This window comes from Streptomyces sp. NPDC090106 (assembly GCF_044747265.1).
In the GTDB taxonomy this organism is placed as follows: domain Bacteria; phylum Actinomycetota; class Actinomycetes; order Streptomycetales; family Streptomycetaceae; genus Streptomyces.
The window spans coordinates 238,618-260,019 of the sequence record NZ_JBIVDS010000013.1 but is presented as its reverse complement, the minus strand read 5'-3'; the positions used below and the strand labels follow the sequence as shown (position 1 = coordinate 260,019).

11 protein-coding genes are annotated in these 21,402 nt (G+C 66.4%); 7 read left to right on the top strand and 4 right to left on the bottom strand.

The annotated features are described in order from the left end of the window. Positions 1 to 128 precede the first annotated feature (128 nt). The gene (locus tag ACIPSE_RS35645) at positions 129 to 2,606 is read left to right on the top strand and encodes an alpha-L-arabinofuranosidase C-terminal domain-containing protein (protein WP_401671096.1); all 2,478 of its coding nucleotides are present in this window, start codon (positions 129 to 131) and stop codon (positions 2,604 to 2,606) included. Here ACIPSE_RS35645 and ACIPSE_RS35640 read toward each other — a convergent pair. Further along, positions 2,593 to 3,024: a carboxymuconolactone decarboxylase family protein gene (locus ACIPSE_RS35640; protein WP_401671094.1), complete on the bottom strand. Its 432-nt coding sequence runs from the start codon at positions 3,022 to 3,024 to the stop codon at positions 2,593 to 2,595. The genes ACIPSE_RS35645 and ACIPSE_RS35640 overlap by 14 nt on opposite strands. A gap of 396 nt (positions 3,025 to 3,420) precedes the next feature. Here ACIPSE_RS35640 and ACIPSE_RS35635 point away from each other — a divergent pair, with 396 nt between their 5' ends. Genes ACIPSE_RS35635 through ACIPSE_RS35620 form a run of 4 tightly spaced genes read left to right on the top strand, consistent with a single transcriptional unit; the run spans position 3,421 to position 8,808 of the window. Then, positions 3,421 to 4,242, top strand: coding sequence for a TnsA-like heteromeric transposase endonuclease subunit (locus tag ACIPSE_RS35635; protein WP_401671091.1), 822 nt, complete (start codon positions 3,421 to 3,423; stop codon positions 4,240 to 4,242). Further along, a complete protein-coding gene (locus tag ACIPSE_RS35630; RefSeq protein WP_401671312.1) occupies positions 4,242 to 6,530 on the top strand; it encodes a transposase in 2,289 nt (762 codons plus the stop codon). Before ACIPSE_RS35635 ends, ACIPSE_RS35630 begins: the two co-directional genes overlap by 1 nt. Continuing rightward, complete coding sequence (locus ACIPSE_RS35625; protein WP_362722834.1) at positions 6,527 to 7,813, top strand: TniB family NTP-binding protein; 1,287 nt, start codon at positions 6,527 to 6,529, stop codon at positions 7,811 to 7,813. Before ACIPSE_RS35630 ends, ACIPSE_RS35625 begins: the two co-directional genes overlap by 4 nt. Positions 7,814 to 7,821: 8 nt before the next feature. After that, a complete protein-coding gene (locus ACIPSE_RS35620; RefSeq protein ID WP_401671088.1) occupies positions 7,822 to 8,808 on the top strand; it encodes a TniQ family protein in 987 nt (328 codons plus the stop codon). Between the two features lie 975 nt (positions 8,809 to 9,783). On the opposite strand, the gene ACIPSE_RS35615 is transcribed toward ACIPSE_RS35620, so the two are convergent. After that, a complete protein-coding gene (locus ACIPSE_RS35615) occupies positions 9,784 to 12,651 on the bottom strand; it encodes an NB-ARC domain-containing protein (RefSeq protein ID WP_401671085.1) in 2,868 nt (955 codons plus the stop codon). 849 nt (positions 12,652 to 13,500) lie between these two features. On the opposite strand from ACIPSE_RS35615, the gene ACIPSE_RS35610 reads away from it, so the two are divergent. Both ACIPSE_RS35610 and ACIPSE_RS35605 read left to right on the top strand, forming a co-directional pair. Then, positions 13,501 to 13,764: a helix-turn-helix transcriptional regulator gene (locus ACIPSE_RS35610; protein WP_401671082.1), complete on the top strand. Its 264-nt coding sequence runs from the start codon at positions 13,501 to 13,503 to the stop codon at positions 13,762 to 13,764. A 230-nt stretch (positions 13,765 to 13,994) separates the two neighbouring features. After that, entirely contained in the window at positions 13,995 to 15,464 is a 1,470-nt protein-coding gene (locus tag ACIPSE_RS35605; protein ID WP_401671080.1) for a UvrD-helicase domain-containing protein, read from the top strand. A 326-nt stretch (positions 15,465 to 15,790) separates the two neighbouring features. Here the strand turns inward: ACIPSE_RS35605 and ACIPSE_RS35600 are convergent, their stop codons facing one another. Continuing rightward, positions 15,791 to 16,939: a Wadjet anti-phage system protein JetD domain-containing protein gene (locus tag ACIPSE_RS35600; protein ID WP_401671078.1), complete on the bottom strand. Its 1,149-nt coding sequence runs from the start codon at positions 16,937 to 16,939 to the stop codon at positions 15,791 to 15,793. Continuing rightward, on the bottom strand, positions 16,936 to 21,396 hold the full coding sequence (locus ACIPSE_RS35595; RefSeq protein ID WP_401671075.1) for a hypothetical protein: 4,461 nt from the start codon (positions 21,394 to 21,396) through the stop codon (positions 16,936 to 16,938). Before ACIPSE_RS35595 ends, ACIPSE_RS35600 begins: the two co-directional genes overlap by 4 nt. Positions 21,397 to 21,402 lie beyond the last annotated feature (6 nt).

Genomic DNA, 21,402 nt, shown 5'->3' with positions numbered 1-21,402 from the left:
TCGCTTCCGCGCTTCCGACACTTTCGGTGGTGCGCGACCCGTTGACGCTCTCCGATGCTCCTCCCTATCTTGCCGTTCGAATTACTGATCAGTGTCTGATATTTCGAACATCGAGCCGCGGAGTATCCATGTCACGCACCCGCTGGAGATACGGGCTGATCTCCACCGCCCTCCTGATGGCGGCCGGCCTCGTCCCCGCCACCGCGCACGCCGAGGACGTCACCGACTACGCGATCACCGTCGACCCCACCGCCCGGGGCGCGAAGATCGACGACACCATGTACGGGGTCTTCTTCGAGGACATCAACCGGGCGGCCGACGGCGGGCTGTACGCCGAGCTCGTCCAGAACCGGTCCTTCGAGTACTCCACCGCCGACAACCGCTCGTACACCCCGCTGACGTCCTGGACGGTGGACGGCACCGGCCAGGTCGTCGACGACGCCGGACGGCTCAACGAACGCAACCGCAACTACCTCTCCCTGGGAGCCGGTTCGTCCGTCACCAACGCGGGCTACAACACCGGTATCAGCGTCGAGGAGGGCGAGAAGTACGACTTCTCGGTCTGGGCCCGCTCCACCTCGGGCACGACCCTGACGGTCACGCTCCAGGACGCCGACGGCGGCCTCGCCACCGCCCGCCGGGTCACCGCGGCCAGGAACGGCTGGGCCAAGTACACCGCCGCGTTCACCGCGACCCGCACGAGCGCCGACGGCCGCCTCACCGTGGGCTCCTCGGCCGCCGCCGCGCTGGACATGGTGTCCCTCTTCCCGCGCGACACCTACCGGCACGAGAAGAACGGCCTGCGCAAGGACCTCGCCGAGAAGGTCGAGGCCCTGAACCCCGGCTTCCTGCGCTTCCCCGGCGGCTGCCTGGTCAACACCGGCTCGATGGACGACTACAGCGCCGACTCCGGCTACCAGCGCCAGCGGTCCTACCAGTGGAAGGACACCGTCGGCCCGGTCGAGGAGCGGGCGGCGAACGCCAACTTCTGGGGCTACAACCAGAGTTACGGCCTCGGCTACTACGAATACTTCCGCTTCGCCGAGGACATCGGCGCGATGCCGCTGCCCGTCGTACCGGCCCTGGTGACCGGTTGCGGCCAGAACCAGGCGGTCGTCGACGACGCGCTGCTCCAGCGGCACGTCCAGGACACCCTGGACCTCATCGAGTTCGCCAACGGCCCCGTCACCTCCGAGTGGGGCAGGCTGCGGGCGCGGATGGGCCACCCCGAGCCCTTCCACCTCACCCACATCGAGGTCGGCAACGAGGAGAACCTGCCGAACGAGTTCTTCGAGCGGTTCACCCGGTTCCGCGCCGCGATCGAGGCGAAGTACCCGGGCATCACGGTGATCTCCAACTCCGGCCCCGACGACTCCGGTTCGACCTTCGACACGGCATGGCAGCTCAACCGGGACGCCGGCGTCGACATGGTCGACGAGCACTACTACAACAGCACCCAGTGGTTCCTCCAGAACAACGACCGCTACGACTCCTACGACCGGGGCGGCCCCAAGGTCTTCCTGGGCGAGTACGCCTCCTGGGGCAACGCCTTCAAGAACGGCCTCGCCGAAGCCGCGTTCATGACCGGCCTGGAACGCAACGCGGACGTCGTGAAACTCGCCTCCTACGCACCGCTGTTCGCCAACGAGGACTACGTCCAGTGGAGCCCGGACCTGGTCTGGTTCAACAACCACGCCTCCTGGAACTCGGCCAACTACGAGGTCCAGAAGCTGTTCATGACCAACGTCGGCGACCGGGTCGTCCCCTCCACCGCGACCGGCACCCCGTCCGTCACGGGCCCCATCACCGGCGCCGTGGGCCTGTCCACCTGGGCCACCACCGCCGCCTACGACGACGTCCGGGTCACGGACGCCGACGGCACCTCCCTGCTGAGCGACGACTTCTCCGGTGACGCCTCGCAGTGGACGCACACCGGCGGCGGCAGCTGGGCGGTCCAGGACGGACAGTACGTGCAGACCGACGTGGCCGCCGAGAACACCATGGTGAGCGCCGGCGACACGGGCTGGCACGACTACGACCTGAAGGTGAAGGCCACCAAGAAGTCCGGCAAGGAGGGCTTCCTCGTCGCCTTCGGCGTCAAGGACACCGGCAACTACTACTGGTGGAACCTGGGCGGCTGGAACAACACCCTCTCCGCCGTCGAACAGGCCGTGGACGGCGGCAAGTCCACGCTGGTCTCCAAGGCCGGGTCGATCGAGACGGGCCGCACCTACGACATCGACATCAAGGTGCGCGGCCGGCAGGTCACCCTGTACCTCGACGGCGAGGAGTGGGGCAGCTTCACCGACGACAAGCCCGCCGAGCCGTTCCGCCAGGTCGTCACCAGGGACCAGCGGACCGGTGACCTGATCGTCAAGGTCGTCAACGCCCAGTCCACCGCGGCCCGTACGGCCCTCGACCTGGGCGGCGCGAAGGTCGCGGCCAGGGCCCGGGTGACCACCCTGACCGCCGACCCGAACGCCGTGAACTCGGAGACGCAGACCCCGGTCGCCCCGGTGACCTCGACCTTCGACGGAGTCGCCGGCACGTTCACCTACACCTTCCCGGCGAACTCGGTGACGTTCCTGAGGATCAAGCGGAGGTAGCGGGAGGGGGCTGCTGTCCGACGGGCAGCAGCCCCCGTTCCGCGAACACCTTCTTCGCCACGGCCGTCGCGTTCAGCGCCCGTGGGAAGCCGCAGTACCCGGCCGACTGGAGCAGCGCCTCGACGATCTGCTCGGCGGTGAGCCCCACGTTCAGCGCCGTGTGGACGTGCACCTCCAGCTGGGGCTCGCAGCCGCCGAGCGCGGTCAGCATCCCCAGGGTGACCAGCTGGCGGTCACGCGGCTGGAGCTGCGGGCGGGAGTAGATCTCGCCGAACCCCCAGGCGATCATCTGGTGGCCCAGCTCCGGACTGACGTCGGAGAGCCCCTCCAGGACCCACTCCCCGACCTCGTCGTTCACCCCGCGCAACACCTCGAAGCCCTGCGCGAACCTCTCCTCACGGGTGGTGCTCTCGCTCATGTCCGCTCCCTGATGGTCGGCCGTGCGTACAGAGATCACCTTCGTGCGGCGATCACCTTTGTGCGGCGATCACCTTTGTGCGGCGCCGCCGCGACGCCGCGCCGGCCACTGAAGTAGTACAGGTGCCGGTCCGGCACGGGAACCCCACGCGCCCCGTCCGTCGGCGGTGCGCGCACATGCCGTCCGCCGGTCCACGGGTCCGCAGGTGTGGGGCACGTCCCATCCGCCGGCCGCGTCGGGGCCGTCTTTGCTGGGCAGGACCTCTCCGGTGTGACCGAGATTTTTAGTTGGCACATGGAGAGTGCTAGTTGGCAAATCTTGGACCCGTAACGCTGCGTTGCGGTCAGTACCGAAGAAGCGCCCCCATCGTCGGCCGAGTGGTGCTGCTCTGAGCGAGTGGGCGAGGCAACGTTTGCGAAGATCCCGTCGGATTCAAGTCATCTGGACCAGCTTGTCACGGCGTACGACGGGGACGCCGGGCTGCGGGATCGGTTGCGGCTCGGCGATGACTGGGTACGTCGGTGGAGTTCGACATGGCAGGTGGGCGACGGCAAGGTCTGCTGGCCGATCCGGGATATGACTCACGTACCGGTGCTGTCGTCCCGCCCGATGCGAGGGTTCACGTGGCGGGCGAAGCAGCGGCATCGTCCCGGGCTTGAGGTAATGGCCTCAACGGGCCGGAAGCACGGCTTCGAGTCGTTGGAGGAGATGCGCCTGCTGGTCGCGCTGGACTTCTTGAGGGCATCGGAGGTGCTGTCGCAGCCGTTTCGGATGGACTTCGAGCATGCGGGCGGGCAGGCCTGGCACATCCCGGACTTTCTGGCCGTGATCGGCGGCGGGATGTGGCTACTGGACGTCCGCCCGATGAAGCTGATCAAGGAAGAGGATGCGCTGAAGTTCGCGGCGGCGAGGGAGGTGGCGGCCGCCAGCGGCTGGCGGTACTCGGTGGTCGCGGGCTGGCGCCCGCATGTTTGGAGCGTCCTTGATCACCTGTCCTCGCGTCGGCGGCCCACGAGGGACCTGCTCGGCATGCGCGACCAGCTGCTCACCATTATCGGCGGGCAGCAGGGGCAGGTGATGGCGTTCTCCGACCTGGCGGACGCGACCAGCGTGCCTGCCGTTGGCCGGGCAAACATCGTCCGACTGCTCTGGCAACGCGAACTCGGCGTTGACCTGGGCAGTCCTCTGCGGGACAGCTCGCTGATCTGGGCCGTGTGATGGCAGCGAGGGGATTCTTGAAGATCGCGCCGGGCAGGCGGGTCGCTCTCAATGGCGTCGAGTGGACGGTTGAAGACGTCCACGGCCAACTCGGCCGACTCAGCCTGGTGGATGACGACGGGCGCGCGGAGACCCGCTCGTTCCGCTGGCTCATCAACCATGCTGACCTGCGACTTCTTCCGACGGTCGAAGCGTCGGGGCGCCCGTCGCCGGTCGCCCGGCAGCCGAGGACACTGGCCGATCTGACCAAGGACCAGTTGGATCGGGCGCGGCTGCGGGCTGCGCACGTGCTGGAAGCTGAGACGGGGTTCCGGGAGGGCCATCCGGCTCGGGCCCTGCCGGGTGAGCCCCGGCCGGCGTACGACCCGGACCGCACGACGTTGACCCAGCGTCGGTACGCGAAGGCGGCGGAGATGGAGGCGATGCCCCGTCCGGAGGCGGTCCGGTGCGGTCTGCAGCACCTCAGCTACCGGACGCTGGTGCGTCTGTCGGGACTGGCGGGCGACAGTCTCCTGTTGACCTGCGCGGACGGGCGCTGGACACGGCGACGCAGTGGCCGCCGCTGCATCACCGAGGAGGTCCGGGAGGCGATCTTCGCAGTCAAGGCCGAGTGCGGCGAACGCGCCCGCGTGAGTCTGGCCGCCAGGCACCGGCTGATGCACCAGTACATGCGTGAGCGGTTCCCGACGTTTCCCACCAAGAAGATCCCTTCCCGCTGGACGTTCGCGGACGTCTGGGAGGAGTGGTTCGGGCCCGGCGGAGCCCGGCCGCGTTACGGGCGGACGGCCGAGGCCGCCGCGGAGGCCAGCGTCTCCAGCCGGGTGGTGGTCCACCGGCCAGGCCAAGTTCTGGTGCTGGACTCGACCCCGATGCCGGTGAAGCTACGTGAGGCCGTGTTCGGCGACGCGATCACCGCGACGCTGACCCTCGCACTCGATCTCTACACGCACGGGCTGCCGGCCTTCCGGCTCACGCTCCAGTCCGACACCTCGGTCGACATCGCGATGCTGCTGCGGGACGTGATGCTGCCGCTCCCGATGCGGGAGGGCTGGGGCGAGGACATGGAATGGCCCTACGCCGGGGTCCCGGCCGAGGTGATCGCCGAGTTCACCGGTCACCGTGTCGCCGCTCTGCCGTTCTTCGCTCCGGAGACGGTCACCACCGACCACGGCGGCTCCTACAAGAATCACGACCTGGTGGAAGCCGAAGGGGAGATCGGTTGCCGGATCCTTCCTGCCCGCGTCCTGCGGCAGACCGACAAGTTCGCAGTTGAGCGCCAATTTCTCACCATCCAGACCATGCTCTTCGAGCACCTTCTGGGCTTCACCGGCGGTGACGTCGCGGACCGCGGGGCCGACCCTGAACGAGATGCGAGCCTCACGCTCACACAGGCCGAACACATCATCGCGACCTGGATCGTCCAGATCTGGCAGAACCGCAAACTAGGCGAATACGCCCCGAGTTGGGCTCCCGGTGAGGGCCACAGCCCCAACACGCTGTTCGCCGCGGCGATGGAACAGGGCGGCTTCGATCTGGACTTCCCCGAACCGGGCTTCTACTACAAGGTCCTGCGCAAGCACCACGTGAAGATCCATCCGCGGCGCGGGGTGAAGATCCTCGGACTTTGGTATCACCATCCGGTTCTCGACGAGCCTCGCTTCCAGCAGCCCTCTGCCCGAGGCGGCAAGCACACACGCCAGTGGGTGGTCCGCAGTGACCGAAGGGACCGGCGGCAGGTGTTCTTCCAGGACGATGCCGATCATGAGACTTGGCACGTCCTGCGCTGGCGGGGGCTGCCGCCCGAAGGCGAGGTGCCCGCCTTCTCGGACAAGACCGCTGGCGCCCTTCTGGCACACGTGAAGGCCAACAACATCAGGATCCACTCCGAGAGCGAGCTCCTGGAACATCTGCTGGGGATCCTCGGCTCGGTCACCCCGGTCGACCAGTGGCCCAGCCAGGCCAAGAAGAAGGCCGGGAAGAAGCGGCGCGTCGCCAAGGCCCGCGAGATCACCCGAGCACAGGCCGCGGCGGCCGACCGCCCCGCAGCCCCGGCTCCCGCAGACGAGCAGGTCCCGGCCGAGACGCCCGTGGCCTGGGCCGAGCACGCTCGCACGATCGACCGCGCGGTCGACGCCGACCGCCGCCGACGACGCGAGGAAGCACTAGCCGACGCCAAGCCCATCGCCCCGGCAACGCTTCACGAAGCCCTGAAGCGGCGCCCCATGTTCCGGCTTCCGCCCCCCGATGGCTCGGAAGCCGATACAGCTGTCCGAGAGGACGACACGTGACCCGAGCTCTCTCTCACGGTGATCCGCTGGAGGGCCTGCCTTCACGAGCCAGGATCGCCGAGTTGATCCTGAGCAGCCGCCCACCCCTCGACACCTACGTCGGCTGGCAGCACTACCGCACCCACTGCGGACTGCTCGTCCCCGCTCCGACGATCTCGCCGCAGCAATGGTCAATGCTCCCCGAGAGCCGCCAGTACGACTACGACCTCTACCGAGAGCTGACGAACGCGAACCTCCCACTGCAGGACACCCCCATGCACGACAAGGTCGGGAAACTGATCCGGCGCCGGTTGAGCAGCAATACGAGGAAGAAGGACGACCCGACGCGCGCCGGCGTCATGATCAGCGGCTGGGGCAACTACGGAAAGACCGCGTCTGTCTGCTCAGCCGGGGCCGTCTTCGAAGAGCAATGGCTGGCACTGCACAGCTGCCTCAACCCCGCAGCTCTTCCAGGCGCACGGGATCTTCACGCGCCGGTTGTCTACGTCTCAACCCCAGTGACAGCGACCCCGAAGAGCCTTTGCGCATCGATCCTGGGGTTCTTCCGTGCCCCAACCCGCAAGTCGGCCACACTGCCGGAACTGGTCCGGCTGGTCGCCGACTCCCTTCACGACCACGGCGTCAAAGCGCTGATCCTGGACGACATCAGCCGCCTACGGATGCACCGAGCCGACGACCAGGACGTCCTCGACCTGATGCGCGCCTTCATGAGTCTTGACGTCACCCTGATCCTGACCGGCGTCAACATCCCCGGCATCGGGCTGCTGCGGGAGGCCATGTGGAACAAGACGACCCGGCAGTGGGAGCTGCCGCCGCTCGAGTCGACTCGCATCCACGGTTTGGAGATCACCCAGACCGAGCACCGCTTCGAGCTCATCGAGATCGACCGCTTCCGCTACGTCACCCCGAAGCAGATCGGGGCCTTCGTCGACCACCTGACGGGAATCGAGCAGCACCTGCGGCTGCTGAACGCGAAGGTGGGGATGCTCACCGGCGGCACCATGCCGGAGTACCTGATGCGTCGCACCGGCGGCGTCATCGGCCTGCTGGGACGCCTCCTCGAGGACGGAGCCCACGAGGCTATAGGCGGGAAGGAACTGATCGACGAGAGCCTTCTGGACGAGATCGTGCTCCGGCGGGACGGGCCTGAACAGGCGCCGGACGAGCCCGTAATCCCGGCCGACCCAGGGAGCGCCGACAAACCGTCCCCGCAGACGGAATCGGCACGGCCCCGGAACACCACTTTCGATGACCACGGCCCTGCCGGCGCAACCGGAAGTTGAAACAAGCTATGCACCCGTTGCCCCGAAGCTTGGATCCGATCGCCGGCGAGTCTCTCGTCAGTTACCTTCAGCGCCTGGCCTACAGGATCGACGTTTCGCCGCTGCACCTAGCCCGAATAGCCGGATTGCACGGCTGGTTGAACAACTCTCCACCCGCGCGAGCTATCTCACTGGAACTCGGCAGGGAGCAGCTTTCCAACCTTGCAAGACTTACTCGAGTCACCCTCAAGGAAGCCGAAGAGCTAACTTTTTCATCCTGGAAGAGTCACTATCCGCCAATCAAGAATATTATTGCAGATAACGGATCACGGTCCGACTCATGGCTATTTGCCGGCACCCCGAGGTTCTGTCCGCGATGCCTCGACCGGGGCGCATGGAAAAAGGAATGGAGTCTTCCTGTCGTTTTCGCATGCAGTGAGCATCAGATTTTCCTCCACGCAGTCTGTCCACAGTGCGCTCGCCTGAGCGAGCGCCCTTGGCAGTTACTGCAGCGTCCGAATGATCACACACTCCACCCCGCCCAATGCAGACAAACGACACCCGACCTCGCCGACCGCAAGAGGAAGTCGACAGCTTGTGGCTATCGACTCGACAGAGCAGACATTTCAGGACTGGGAATTGATCCCGTTCTTCTCGATTTCCAAATCGCAATCACGCGTCGATTAAACCCGCAGAGTGCACCAGAGGAATCAGGCGCCTATTTTACCGATCTCCGACTTATCATGGCTTTGATCAACTCCGCCTGGCCGCATACCAGCACCCTAATTCATGCCGAGCTCGTCAAAGATGTGGATGCCTACATTCAGTCGGAAACGAAAACACGAAGCGGGCCACTCGGCAGCCCCCAACGTTATCGCATACTATCTGACCCACCACGAGATGCACGCACATGTGCTGCTCTCATGCAGGCCGCGGACGCCCTCTTGCTATCCGACGACCTCCCCGAATCCCTCCCTCGCTTCATTGACTCACCCTCCGCGGAAAGCCTGGGCTAATGTATTCGAGAAACACAGGGACTCCTGCTCCGAGAAACTGCGCGCAGCGGCTACCCCCGCCGCTCACAGATACCGAAGAGTCAGAATGAGCGGCCCGCGGGCTCCTCTACGAGACGACTATCAACCACAGCACATTCCGGCATACCTCGAGCAGAAATGGTTCGACTCGCACTTCGTCCACATCACTGGGATCCGCATCAGGGCTCTACGTCGGACTGCCGCAGTCCAACTAGTCCAGTGGGTGAACGGTGGCTCAATGGGTGATGCCGCCCAGTTCTTGGGCGTCAACCACGCCGGGGTTCAGTACGCCCCCATCACCGACCTTCGCTACTGGGCGGGTACCCGACGCAAGCTCGCAGAGTTCGAGACGGCTCTTCATGAATTGGCCGCAGAACTTCGAACATCTTCGGTTCCCCCGATTGACTACCGGCGGCGCAGGGCCGTACTCCAGGATTGGGTGCTCCCACCTGAAACCTGGAGACGCATCTCCAATGAGCTGCCACCCAACAGGGGTGGAGCCCCCATCATGGACGACCGGAAGCGTCAGGTTGCATCCGTCTTCGTCTGGACTTATGTCACACAAGGCGAGCACCTTTTCGCTCCCCGCCCGCTCGAACGCGAGCAGCCACCGGACACCCAACGGATCTGGGCACTTCGCCGAAACACAACCTGGTTCCAGATGACCAGGCGCGACGCTTATCCCCACTTTGCCGACCTACGGAAGGCCCTTGCCGAGTGCGCAGCCCAGCTGGCCCTGAGTATCGACAACGGGGAATCAATTACCTAACTTCGATCGTTCATGAGGTTCGTCAGCTTGCTGACGGACCCTTTGTCGGCGAATCTTCTGTTGTGTGCCTGCGCCGCGTTCCACCACCGCCTCTTGCGCCCCGGCTGTAGACGGTACCGAGCCTGCGTGGGCGATGCCCGCCGCGCCCAGCCAACATGGGGGTCGGGAACACCCGCGACGCGGCCGGCCTATCCCTCACTGGCCTTACGGATCAGGTCCCGCAGGGCTCGAGCACTGCTGATGGCATGGGCGTCGGCATCGGAGCCCATGGCGACGAACTCATCAAGATCAGGCCAATCGACCACGCGCTCCAACAGGCGCAGAGCGCCGACGTCGCCTTCATTGAGCGCCGCGGCGCAAGCAACGCAGACGTTCCGGATCAGGTCCACGATGGCGTGCCGAAAGAGCCGTGGAGCCGTGGCGTCCTGCTGCCAGTGAGTAACCTCTCCGATCGCCGCGTCCCACTCTGCCTGCCCGGCCAGGGCTTCGACGAGGCGGCGGCGGGTTTCCACTTCGACTGGCCCGGACACTCCCGACTCCAGCAGCCCTCGACAGTGCGCTTCCGCTTCGGCGTAACGACGGTTCTGCAAGCAGGATTCTGCCCTTTCCAGTACTGCGTAATTGTCGGCGTACGAAGTCGGCTCGATGCGCGACTCGACGTCCCTGAAGGCATCGGCGAGCATCGCGAGCCTTGTCGAGATGTCCCCCGAGAGGCTCGTTCCGTGGATCAGCAGGCGCGAATCGATGGCCAATTTCATAGCAGCCTTGGGGTAGTCGAACAGCCATGCACGCGCCTGCTGGAGTACGAACTCCAGATGGCCGACCGCGTCGTCCAGTGTGGTCTCGAGCATCGGCCGTCTGTCACGGCCGAGCTCGTGCACCTGGATGGGCATCGCCGACAGAGCAAATCGTGTCTGTACGACGAGTGCGTCGTTGTCCGAGCCGGCTCTCGCCAGGTAGTCGAGCTCCTGCAGATAGAGTTCCTCGGCCCGCACAACGTCTCCCTGACTGTAGTAGGAGCCGGCGAGATTTCCGCAGATGAGGGCTGCGCGTTCGGTCGGCAGGCCGAGGCGGTCGATGTGGGTCAGGAGCATCTCGGCGTGCGACTGCATGATCCGCACCCGTTCCAACTCGCCCAGCTGTGTGGGCCCGGTGAGCCAGCGCTCCACATGGCCGGCCAGTTGATCGATCGCTGTCGACTGTGCCGGGTGCCTGGCCAGGCGTTCACGCATCAGCTCCTGACTGACCGTGTTGATGGCCAGGGAGCGGTCGGCCCCGGGCATGGTCTCCCCGTACGAGGGCGGCAGGGGGAGATCGTTCTTGATGAGTGAGAAGCGGGCGAGCTCACGCAGAGATTCGCCGATGTTGACCGTCTCCGGGGGAACGAGTACAGGGCCGCGGTGCTCGGCGTCGAAGTCCTCGACCCTGGTGATCGCCGCGGCCAGCAGAAGGTGCGCGGGTATCTGCTGGGACGCGAGATAGCCAGCCGCGTAGAACATCTGCAGCGCAACGGCGGCGGCATCGAGGACCGTGTCCGGCTGGATCCGTGCCTCGATCTGTTCGATGCACATAGCGTGGGCGGCGGCGAGCGTACGGGGATAGCCGACGGGCACCATCTCCTCGTCCGCGTAGGAGCGGAGCTTGAGGGCCTTGAGGTAGTGGTCGACCTGGTCGAGCCCCAGCCCGCACGTATAGAGGTAACTGGCGCCGAGCTCCAAGGCCAGGGGCCAGTCGCCCAGTTCGCGTGCCAGCCGGTCCAGCGCGCCCTGCCACTGGACTTGTTCCAACTCGCCCAGGTGCAGGCGCCGGGTCAACAGCTGGACGGATTCGGGACGTTCCATGGCGGAGACCTGCACCACCTCACCCGTGCCCAGATGCGTGGCGGCGTTCAGCGTGGTGACGATGACGTCGCCCCGGCTCGCCGTGGGTACCCAAGCCTCGGTCTGCCGCATTGCGGCCACGTTATCGAGAACCAGCAGCCAGCGGCCGGGCAGCCGGCCGAGGGCTCGCTGCACCGCCTGTTGCGTTTCATCGGGCCGGGCTTCTGGGCTGGCTACGCTCGGTTCCAGGACGTCCAGTACCCGTTGGAACGAGTTATGGGTCGAGTACGTGGTCTCGCAGTCGATCCAGCCGATGAAGTCGTAGGCATCGGCCCTCTCCGCGATGTAGAGGGCAGCGGCGCTGGACTTGCCGATTCCTGACGGTCCCACGAGGGTGGCTCGGCGCGTCGGGTGCGTCCGGGTCGTGGGGAAGGCGGCGAGCAGCGGATCGAGAAGACTGGGCCGGCGCACATCGGGGATGGTCGGGATCTTCCCCGCTATGGTGCCCCAGTCGCGTGAACCGATCGACTGCGCCAAGGTCTCCGCGTCGACCAGCAGCAGCGAGCGCAGCTCGGCTACGGAGAAGGTGGCCCGCGCGCCGGTCACATCGGCGGCGCGGCCGAATACTTCGGCGATGAGGTACCCGGTGAGCAGCCCGGCAGACTCCTCTCCCAGACCTTGATGTGCACGATTGCGGATGCAACGCAGGGAGTTGCGCAGCTCTTCGAGGATCTCACTGTCATCGCGCGGGTCGAATTCGAGGCGGCAGCGGGCCAGCCGGGAAAGGCTGTCGGCGTCCAGCCGTGCCAGCTGGTCTTGGCGTTGCGGTGCGTCGTGGAAGAGTTCCATCAAGGTGTCCCGCAGGACGTGCGGCTCGAACTCCGCGGACAGGGCTTCTTCGAGCCGGTCCCCCTTGGCGCCCGGGCGGGCATTGGTCAGCAGGCAGTAACTCCCCGCCGACTGGCTGCCGTTAAGCATCTGCAGGATGATGCCCAGCGCCAGGGCACCGCTCATGGAACCGCCTGCGACCCGGCACTTGACCTGAACCGCCGTGCGCACGGTTCCGTCCGCGTCCACCACGTCAAAATCGACCTTGTCCACCGCTTGGTCGCCGGGCGGCGGGCCTTCCACCCGGACGCCGGCAACCTGCGGCTCGTCGATCGCCGCAACCAGTTGTTCCAGTGTTCGCAGATACTGGTAGAGAAACCCTCGTGCCGCGACGCGTCCCCCGTCCATGCCCACATGCTCCTTCCGGATCGGCGCGCCGGGTGCAGCCTCCCGACGACGGCATGATGATCAACAGCCAAGGCTATGGGAGAGCCCGGCAGGACCGGACACTCCTGCCGATTCTGTCCCGATCACGTTTCCGGCCAACCCGCGAATGCGGCCGTGCCACCTGGGTCGCCTGCCGAGGTCAGGTCCGGCACCTCGGTGGCGCATTGAACGAGCGGGGCAGCCAGGAGATCCACCTCACGGGGCTTCCACCCACTCGCCGGGGTCAGCGACGAGATCCGCCGATGCTTCACCCGCGGACGCCCGCACGTTCAGGCCGTCCGCACTCTGCGGAGGCTCCGGGACTGTAGCGGCATGGGGAATGGCGGCGGCACAGGCCGTACAAGCGTCTGCAAGGTGCCAAGTACGGCCGCGATCAGCCCGGATGAGCAGCAGGCGCAGCGGCCCCGAGCAGGGCCCCTGCCTCCGGTGCCATGCGCAGGCCTGCTCCAGACATTGGCAGGTGCGCAGATGCGCAGGGAGTCGGGACTCCATGAGGTGACCTGCAAGGTGCCGGCGCATCTCCACAACCCCGGCGACAGCCAAGGCCACGGGCTGCGTGCACGCACTGCACATCAGCACACGCCGTCCAGCCGGACTGCTGATCGTGACGGTCCAGGCGCGTGAAGACAGGGCCACGGACATCGGTCCCTCCAAGCCGTGATCGGTCAGTCGCCGGCCCTCATTCCGGGCGACTTCGGGCGCGCACACCGTAGTGCAGACCCCTGCCCTTCCGGGGACCCTTCCGTTTCGACACAAATAGGGCAGAGGTCTGCACTGTCAGGGCAGGGGTCTGCACCGTCGGATGGACGGGTGACGATCTTCCCGCCGCCGGAGCCCGACCCGACGGCACTGAGGCTTTCCCTCGCACAGCTGCGCGCGCAGCACGGGTGGAGCTACGACGAGCTCGCCGCCCGCAGCGGCCTGTCCCGGCGCACTCTGATCGAGATCGAACAGGGCCGCACGATCGGCACGTTGGCCACCTGGCATGCCCTCGCCCACGCCTTCACCATGCCAATGGGAGAGCTTCTCGGCCCGCTATGCACGGGACACGAACCCCCAGCGTCCGCCACCTGAGCCGAGCCGTCCAACGGCCACCCGAACGGGACAGCGCGCTCGTACATCCGTCCTGGATTCGGATTCTTGTCGCCGTCCTGTCACCTCATCGAGGGGACCGGGCGGCGGGTGCTTAGATGGCGGGCGCGTCAGTTGGCACTTTTCACTCCGGCACCTTCCCCAAGGTGCGGCCCTTTCCTGCGCCCACGTACCGCTGGCGTGGGCCTCGAGCCTGCGGAGAGATCTGTCCCATGCCCTTTTCCCCGACCGACGAACAGGCCGCCGCCCTCGAGGCGTTCCGCAGCGGCAGCCATCTCGCCATCCAGGCCGGCGCAGGTACAGGAAAAACGTCCACGCTCGTCTTTCTCGCGGAGCAGATGCCGCAGCGGCGTGGGCGCTACCTCGCCTTCAATCGCGCCATCGCTCTGGACGCCGCCACCCGTTTTCCGTCGACGGTCCAGTGCAAGACGGCCCACTCACTGGCCTACGCCGCCCTCGGACACCGCTACCGCGGCCGCCTCAACGGCCCTCGGCGGCCCGGCTGGCGGATCGGGCAGGACCTGGGCCTGCACGCCCCTGCCGATATCGGCCGGGCGGGGCTGATGCCGGCAACGCTCTCCAACGCCACCCTGCGGACGGTGACCCGCTTCTGTCAGTCGGCCGATGCAGAACTGGCCCACCATCACGTTCCACGCCTGCGGGGCCTCGACGACGAGGACCATGCTGAACTGGCCGACCTGATCCTGCCGTACGCGGCGAAGGCCTGGGCCGACCTGCAGGACCCCTTCGGCGGAATGGTCCGTTTCGAGCACGATCATTACCTGAAGATGTGGGCGCTGACCAAGCCTGTCCTGCACGGCGACTTCCTCCTCCTGGACGAGGCCCAGGACACCAACCCCGTCCTTGAGCAGATCGTCCTGGCTCAGCAGGAACGCGCACAGATCGTCATGGTCGGCGACTCCGCACAAGCCATCTGCGGCTGGCGCGGCGCACGCGACGTGATGGCAAGGTTCACCGGCCATCATCTGACGCTCACCCAGTCCTTCCGATTCGGCCCCGCGCTCGCCAGCGAGGCCAACCGCTGGCTCACCCTCAGCAACGTCCCCATCCGCCTGACCGGGACACCCGGCATCGCCACCACGGTCGGATCCCGTGCAGGCCGCCCGGATGCGGTGCTATGCCGGACCAACATCGGCGCGATGACCGAGATCCTCTCTCTCATCGCGGCCGGCACCAGAACGGCGCTGGTGGGCGGCGGCGATTCCCTTCGCACCCTGGCATGGGCCGCCCGCGACCTCATCCAGGGACGCCGCGCCCACCATCCCGAGCTCGTGCTCTTCCCCACCTGGATGGCCCTGCGCGACTACGCGGAGCACGACCCCGCCGGCAGCGACCTGCAGCCCTTCGCCAACCTCATCGACGAGCACGGCCCAGACGCCATCCTCCAAGCCGTCGACCGACTCGTTCGCGAAGACGACGCCGAGGTCACGGTTTCCACCGCCCACAAAGCCAAAGGCCGGGAATGGGCCCGGGTGCGCATCGCACCCGACTTCACGCCGCCGCCCGACACCGACGAGGTCGATTCCCAGGGTCATCCCGTTCCCCAGCCCGTCGACGAGGCAGAAGCCCGCCTGGCATACGTCGCCGTCACCCGCGCCCGCCACCACCTTGACCCCACCGGCCTCGCCTGGATCCACCAACACCCCGGCCATCCCGCCTGAACTGCCACCTACGAAGGCGTCGCGGGACGCGCCATACGCTGTCTCATGAGACAGGTCGCATTCTGGAGAACAGCGACCACCACAGGAAATTGGGCTGATGGGCGTCGCCGCGGCGTGAAGCCACCCAATGATGCTCACACACAGTGAATTCCACCATCATGATCTGCCGACTACCCCTCGCAAGATCCGCCAACAGGACACCTCCACACGCTCCTGACGGAACATCTCAGACCATGATTCGCCAACGAAGACTCTCGGTCACATAATCGAGACCGGCCAGAATTTCGCGCGGGTCCCGGGACCGAGTACCGCAGTGTCCAGATCCGTCAGCGAACATCCGTGTACCAATCTGCATTTCGTTGCAGGTAGCGATATCCGACCCATTCCTGAGCGAGTCGTTTGCCTTCCATGAGCAGTCCCACGGTCTCCGCGCGGTGTTGTGCGGGAAGCCAGCTCGCCAGTTGTGTGGCCTCCGCCGCACTGGCCGGAGCCTCCTTGGCGTTACGGGGCCGCCCCAGGTCCAATAGCACTTCGTACAACTTTTCGGTGGGCTGCACGGCGGGCAGACCGAGCTGCGATGCCGTGTGGGAGGCCTTCAGCGGGATGCGTACACCGCTGAGGTCCAGGTCGCCGAAGTAGCGGATCTCCGAGATGCGGTGCTCCGCGGTGATGGCCCGGACTGAGGCTCGGAAGGTGCCGCCCAGTCCCCACGCGACATATCCAAGGCGGTGCTGTTCGGGAAGGCACTTGACGAGGGACCACCAAGTGGTCGAGTTCTCGACAACGAGCAGGACGTCACCGGTGCCGACCCGCCAGTACCGGCCATCCGTTTCCTCCAGGGGGAAGGTTTCCGTGAGCAGCGGTGGGGGCGGCCGGAAGGTTCGGATGACCTCGTCGAGCCGGTCCGGATCGGAGAAAAGGGGCCCGGACTTCAGCTCGTCGAAGGTCTTCTCGGGCATGGGGAAGTCTGCCTCGGAACCGAAGGTGCCGAAGATCTCCAGGGCGCGCTCGCGGATCGGTACGGCGAACAGGTCCGGGTCACTCTTGCGCCACAGGTTGAGGGCTGTGTAGGCGGTCCGCTGCTTGGGAGTGGCTCGCTGCCATTCTCGGGCGAGCCAGCTCAGTTCGTGATGCCAGCGTGGCATCGGTTCTTCGGTACGGACGGGACGGTCCTCGGGCAGGAGCCAAATACTGACCGGCAGGGATACCGTCTCGGGAGTCCTGTCCTGGAAAGCCTTGATCAGACCATTCTGTTCGAGGACTTTCAGACAGCCGTCGAGCACCGCCGGCTCGAACTCTCCTTCGGGATTGCGGTTGCGGATGGTTCGGAAGGCATTCAGTACGGCGTCCAGCGGGATCTGCGTCTTGGTGTCGGCTCTGCGCTTGTTGTCCTTGGCCCACTGTCGCAGGAGCGCGAGGAGTTCACGTTCCCGTCGGCGCAGTGCGGTCGCGTCAGTCGGTGTCTCCCGCGTCATTCTCCGGCACCTTCCGCGTCGCGGGTGAAGACCCTGGCGGCGGACAGACGTCCGGTGCCGTCCGTGGGAGGGAGACGGTCGAGGTGGTTGCGGATTAGTTCGTCCACGACCAGGTACTTGCGCGCGGCCCTCAGGTCGGCGTCGTTCCGCAGCCGGATGATCAGGGGGAACTGTCCCAGCGCGTTCTCGTCGAAGAGTCCTGTGGTGTAGACGAGTTGGACTCCGAGCGCCTCCGCCACCGATCGTTGCAGGTCGAGCAGGTAGTCGGCGTTGGCCCGTCCGATGGGGTTGTCGAGGAAGAGGACGCCTGCGTGGCGGTCGCGTCTGCGGCCCTTGGTGTTGGCTCGCAGGGCCGCCATCGTGCAGTACAGGAGGATGGCGGCAGTGAGTTCCTGGCCGCCGGAGAAGATCTCCTTGACCTTGGACACCCGTACGCGCTCCGTTCGCAGGACCTTGTCGGGCTTGAGTATGTACACCCGGAATCCCTTGGGGACGGCTGTGTGCACGCCACGCAGCAGCAGGGAGAGACCGTCGCGCCGCGTCTTGCGTCCGTCGCTGGTGACGCCGGCGGCAGCCTCGTCGACCACCTGTCCCAGGTGGGCCGTGAGCAGTTCGTCGCTGAGCCTGTCGAAGTTGAACTGGATGAACTCTTGGCCGGCCCATTCGGCGAGGGAGCGCGGTAGCGCGGACAGGCGCTGTGCCGACCGTAGGACGGCCAGGGCCTTGTCGACCTCGCCCTTGAGGTGATCGATGATCACTTGCCGGTGTCTGCTGATCTGGTTCAGGTCGTCGGTGAGGCTCCGCAGCCGCGAGGTGAGGGGGATGTCCCAGCCGCGTGCCTGGGCGGTCAGTTCCTCGGGCGGGAGGATCAGGATCTGGCGACGGACGGGGATGTTCAGGGAGTCGTACTTGTCGGCGCCCGCGTGCTTCTTCAGCCCCTCGATCGCCTTGCGCAGATTCCGCTCATGTCTGGCCAGATCGTCCCGGGTTGTGTTCCTGGCATGGTCGAGTCGGCGGTGCTCGTGGCGTGCCGCAGCGGCGTCATCCGCGAACGGCTCGTCGGCGGCCTCCTCGGGAGTGAGAGCCGCGAGGGTTTCCGCCAGGATGGTGAACTCCTTGGCGGTGTCCTTCGCCGCCTCCCATGCCAGGCCGGCCGCTGTGTGCAGGGAGGTCACCGAAGCCTCCGCATCCGCGGCGGCTGACTGCTTCGACCGGGCTTCCTCGACCGCTTCCTGACATGCGGTGATGTCGCGGGGCTGCCGCTCCAGGGGCATGGGGGCAACGCTCTCCGAAACGAACACCCGGAATTCTCTCTCCCGTTCTTTCAGGGCGTTCTCCTGCTGTCCTTGGGCGAGTTGGGCCTTTCCGACCGCCTCTTCGGCCGCCTTCTGCCTACGGCCCGCGCGCCGTAGGGCTTGTGCGCGGGTGGTCGCGTCGGAGGCCTCCGGAGTCAGCAGGAGTCGGTGGGCCTGGTCACGAGGAGTATCGTCCAGGGTGGAGTACTCGTCGCTGGACTCCGTTTCCTCCGCCTCCGCCCGGATGAGACTTCGGCGCAACTCATCCGGCACATTGGCTTTCTCGTAGTTGTCGGATGCGGTCTTGTAGGTGTTACGCAGCAAAGCAATGGGCTCGTGTGGAGCATCCGCCTCGTCAGGGACACCTTGCGCGCCGGGCAGTGCCGCCCGTTCCTTGAGCGCGTCTTCCTTGATCCGGAGTTGTTCACCGGCTGTGTTCCTGTGTTCTTTCGCCAGACGGCGGTGTTCGTCCGCGGCAATCAGGGCTTGGTCAGCTGCTTCGTTCTGCTGATCTCGTCGTACTTCGGCGGCACGGGCCAGGTCTGACCATCCCGGGATCTGGGCCAGTCGTTGGGCGATGTCGTCGAGTCTGTCGCTCACCGCCCTCAGACGGTCCCGCTCGCTCGCGGCCGTGCGTTGCGCTGTCCGGTTTTGTGTCTGCCGCTTGACCAGGTCGGTGACGCCGCGCCGTCGGTCGGCTGTGAGTTTCTCCGCCGTGGCGAGATCCTCGGCGGCCACAGCAGCCCTTTCGGATAGGGCTGCGACGGCACCAGGCGGGTAGCTCTCCCGCCATGTGGCGATCCGGTGCCTGAGTTCCTCGTCCCTGCGTTTGGAGGCCACGACCTCGGCGAGGCGCTGTATCCGTTGGGAGCACCGCTCCTCAACGGCCCGGTGTTCGGTTTCGGCTGCGTCGTGGTCGTACAGCGCGGGATGGAAGGGGAGCGTGAACGCGACGCCGTCCGGTTGCCCGGCCTGTAGGGATTCGAGTGCCTCGCTGGTGCCCACGGCCACGTAAGCGATGGGCTGGGGTGTCAGCGCGGCGAGGATGTCACGGGCCTCACTCACATCACTACCGGAGTTCAGCAGGACGCCGCTGACGAGATGGGGAGCCCTGGCTATGAACTCCTCGCGCTTGCGCTGGGGGTAGTCCGCAAGATGTTCCCAGCCCGGCCAGGCGTCGATCTGCCGGTCCCTCAGGATCCGGCAGGCTTCGGTCACGACGGCCGGCGGAGGCAGCAGCCGCCCATCGGCCAGGGCCAGCCGGGCTTGCTCGTCGCGGGCGTCCTCGATCCGCAGCGCAACGTGTTCCCGTTCGGCTTCGGCGATCGCTCCGGCAAGACGCTCGACCAGGAGGTGCGCGTCCTGGTCGAGGTCGACTCGTTCGCCGTCGAGGAGCTCGGTCAGCCGTGGCTCGGATTCCAGTGCCGTCTTGGGACCTGTGGCCTGTTCCAGCCTGTCCTGGAGGCGTTCGGCAGACTGACGTGCCTTCCCCTCGTTCTCCTTCGCGTCGTCCAGGAGCCGCTGGACCTCGAGGTGTTCTTCGGCGAGCGCTTCCGCCTCCTCTGCCAGCGCCTCGACTCTTTTGCGTGCAGCTTCGAGAGCGTGCTGTGCGTCCTGGGCGGCCTGCGGCAGCGCCTCCGTGTCCGCTGCCAGTCCGTCGGCCACGGCCTGCTGGGCGTCTGCACGGACCGCCTCCATACGCTGGACGAGGCTCTGCCGCTCGGCCTCCGCTGCGGTCGAGGCCTTGAGCGACTCCTCTCGCTCGCCGCGGACTTTCGCCTCGGCCTCGTCACGTTGACGCGCCGCCTCCTCCTCATCGCGTGCCCGGGTTCCGGCTTTGCGGACAAGGGCCGAGAGCCCGGCGGCAAAAGCCCTGGCGGCCTGCTCACGCGCCTCGAAGGCAGGGCGGGCCTGTTCCTCGCCTGCGTTGACCAGCTCACGCAGCCGGGTCGCCTCGCCGGTCTTCTCCTGGTGGCGCAGTACGACGGCCGTCGCCTGCCATCCTGCTGTCAGGGCGTTGGCATCGTCCCGCTCCGTGGACGCCCGCGCGACAAGAGCCCTGGCCTCCTCCAGACGCATCGCGGCAAGGCTGAGTCGCTGCTCGGCCACGGTCGCGCTCCACCGCTTGGCCAAGCGCGCGGCGTCGTCCCGTTCCCGTGCGAGACGGGTCGCCTCCTGCTCCAGATTCCCCAGGCGGGTGTCGTCGTCCTGGACGCGACGCTTGAGCTGCCCGGCGAACTTCACCAGGCCCTCCTCGGCCTGCTGGACGTGCTTCCGTGCTTCGGCCTCCGCGCGTGACGTCTCGATTAGCGGTCCGTGGAGTTCGACTGTGTGCTCCACGAACTCCTGCTCCAGCAACAGGCTCCGCCTCCGGGCGAGCTTGTCCAGGTGCTGGGACACCAACTTGGCCAACTCGGTCAGGCTGTCCTGCTTGATCACGGCTTTGAGCAGGAAGTCGACGAAGCTCGCGTCCGAGTCGAGGTCGAACGCGCGTACCGCCTCACCCTCACCCTTGTTCATCACCCGCTGGTAGCGGAAGAGTTCGGAATCGATGCCGACCTTCGCCAGACGTTCCGTCCAGTCGGTTTGGGACTTCGGCCAGTCGAGTCCCAGACGGGGGTCCTCGTCACTGCGTTCGAGCAGTTCATTGCGGTAGGAGTCGAAGGACAAATAGCGGCGTCCGCCGTCGGTGATCGGCAGAGTGTCCAGGGCCAGCGTCTCGGTGGGGTAGAAGTAGTACCACCCCTCCTGGAGGTTGTCGGCGGCCTTGGAGACTGTCTGGTTCTTCCACGCCATCGCCTTGCCGGTGACAAGGGACCGGCCGTTCACCGCGTGCGTCCATTCGAGAGCGACGTGTGAGACGTCCTGGGCCAGCACGTAGTTGTCGAGGAGGCGGGGGTCGTCGGCCCCCTTCACGAGGCCCCGCCCCGGGAGCAGCACCGAGAACACCAGCTTGAGAAGCACGGACTTGCCGCCGCCGTTCTCGAGGAAGAGCACGCTGGCGGGCGACGGACGCAGTGTTTGCGTCACGGAATCGAACAGATCCGCCTGCTCCTGGGCGACCGGACGGCCGGCACCGCTGAGGTCCAGAGTCACATCCTGGAACCGTGCGCCCGCGGGGCCGACCGAGCAGAGGCGGATCCGGGAGAGCTCGTAGTTCATCGAGTT

Coding starts and splice junctions, on each gene's coding strand:
- ACIPSE_RS35605 (WP_401671080.1), top strand. CDS start 13,995: ATGCCCTTTTCCCCGACCGACGAACAGGCCGCCGCCCTCGAGGCGTTC.
- ACIPSE_RS35620 (WP_401671088.1), top strand. CDS start 7,822: ATGCACCCGTTGCCCCGAAGCTTGGATCCGATCGCCGGCGAGTCTCTC.
- ACIPSE_RS35645 (WP_401671096.1), top strand. CDS start 129: ATGTCACGCACCCGCTGGAGATACGGGCTGATCTCCACCGCCCTCCTG.
- ACIPSE_RS35595 (WP_401671075.1), bottom strand. CDS start 21,396: ATGAACTACGAGCTCTCCCGGATCCGCCTCTGCTCGGTCGGCCCCGCG.
- ACIPSE_RS35640 (WP_401671094.1), bottom strand. CDS start 3,024: ATGAGCGAGAGCACCACCCGTGAGGAGAGGTTCGCGCAGGGCTTCGAG.
- ACIPSE_RS35615 (WP_401671085.1), bottom strand. CDS start 12,651: ATGGACGGGGGACGCGTCGCGGCACGAGGGTTTCTCTACCAGTATCTG.
- ACIPSE_RS35630 (WP_401671312.1), top strand. CDS start 4,242: ATGGCAGCGAGGGGATTCTTGAAGATCGCGCCGGGCAGGCGGGTCGCT.
- ACIPSE_RS35600 (WP_401671078.1), bottom strand. CDS start 16,939: ATGACGCGGGAGACACCGACTGACGCGACCGCACTGCGCCGACGGGAA.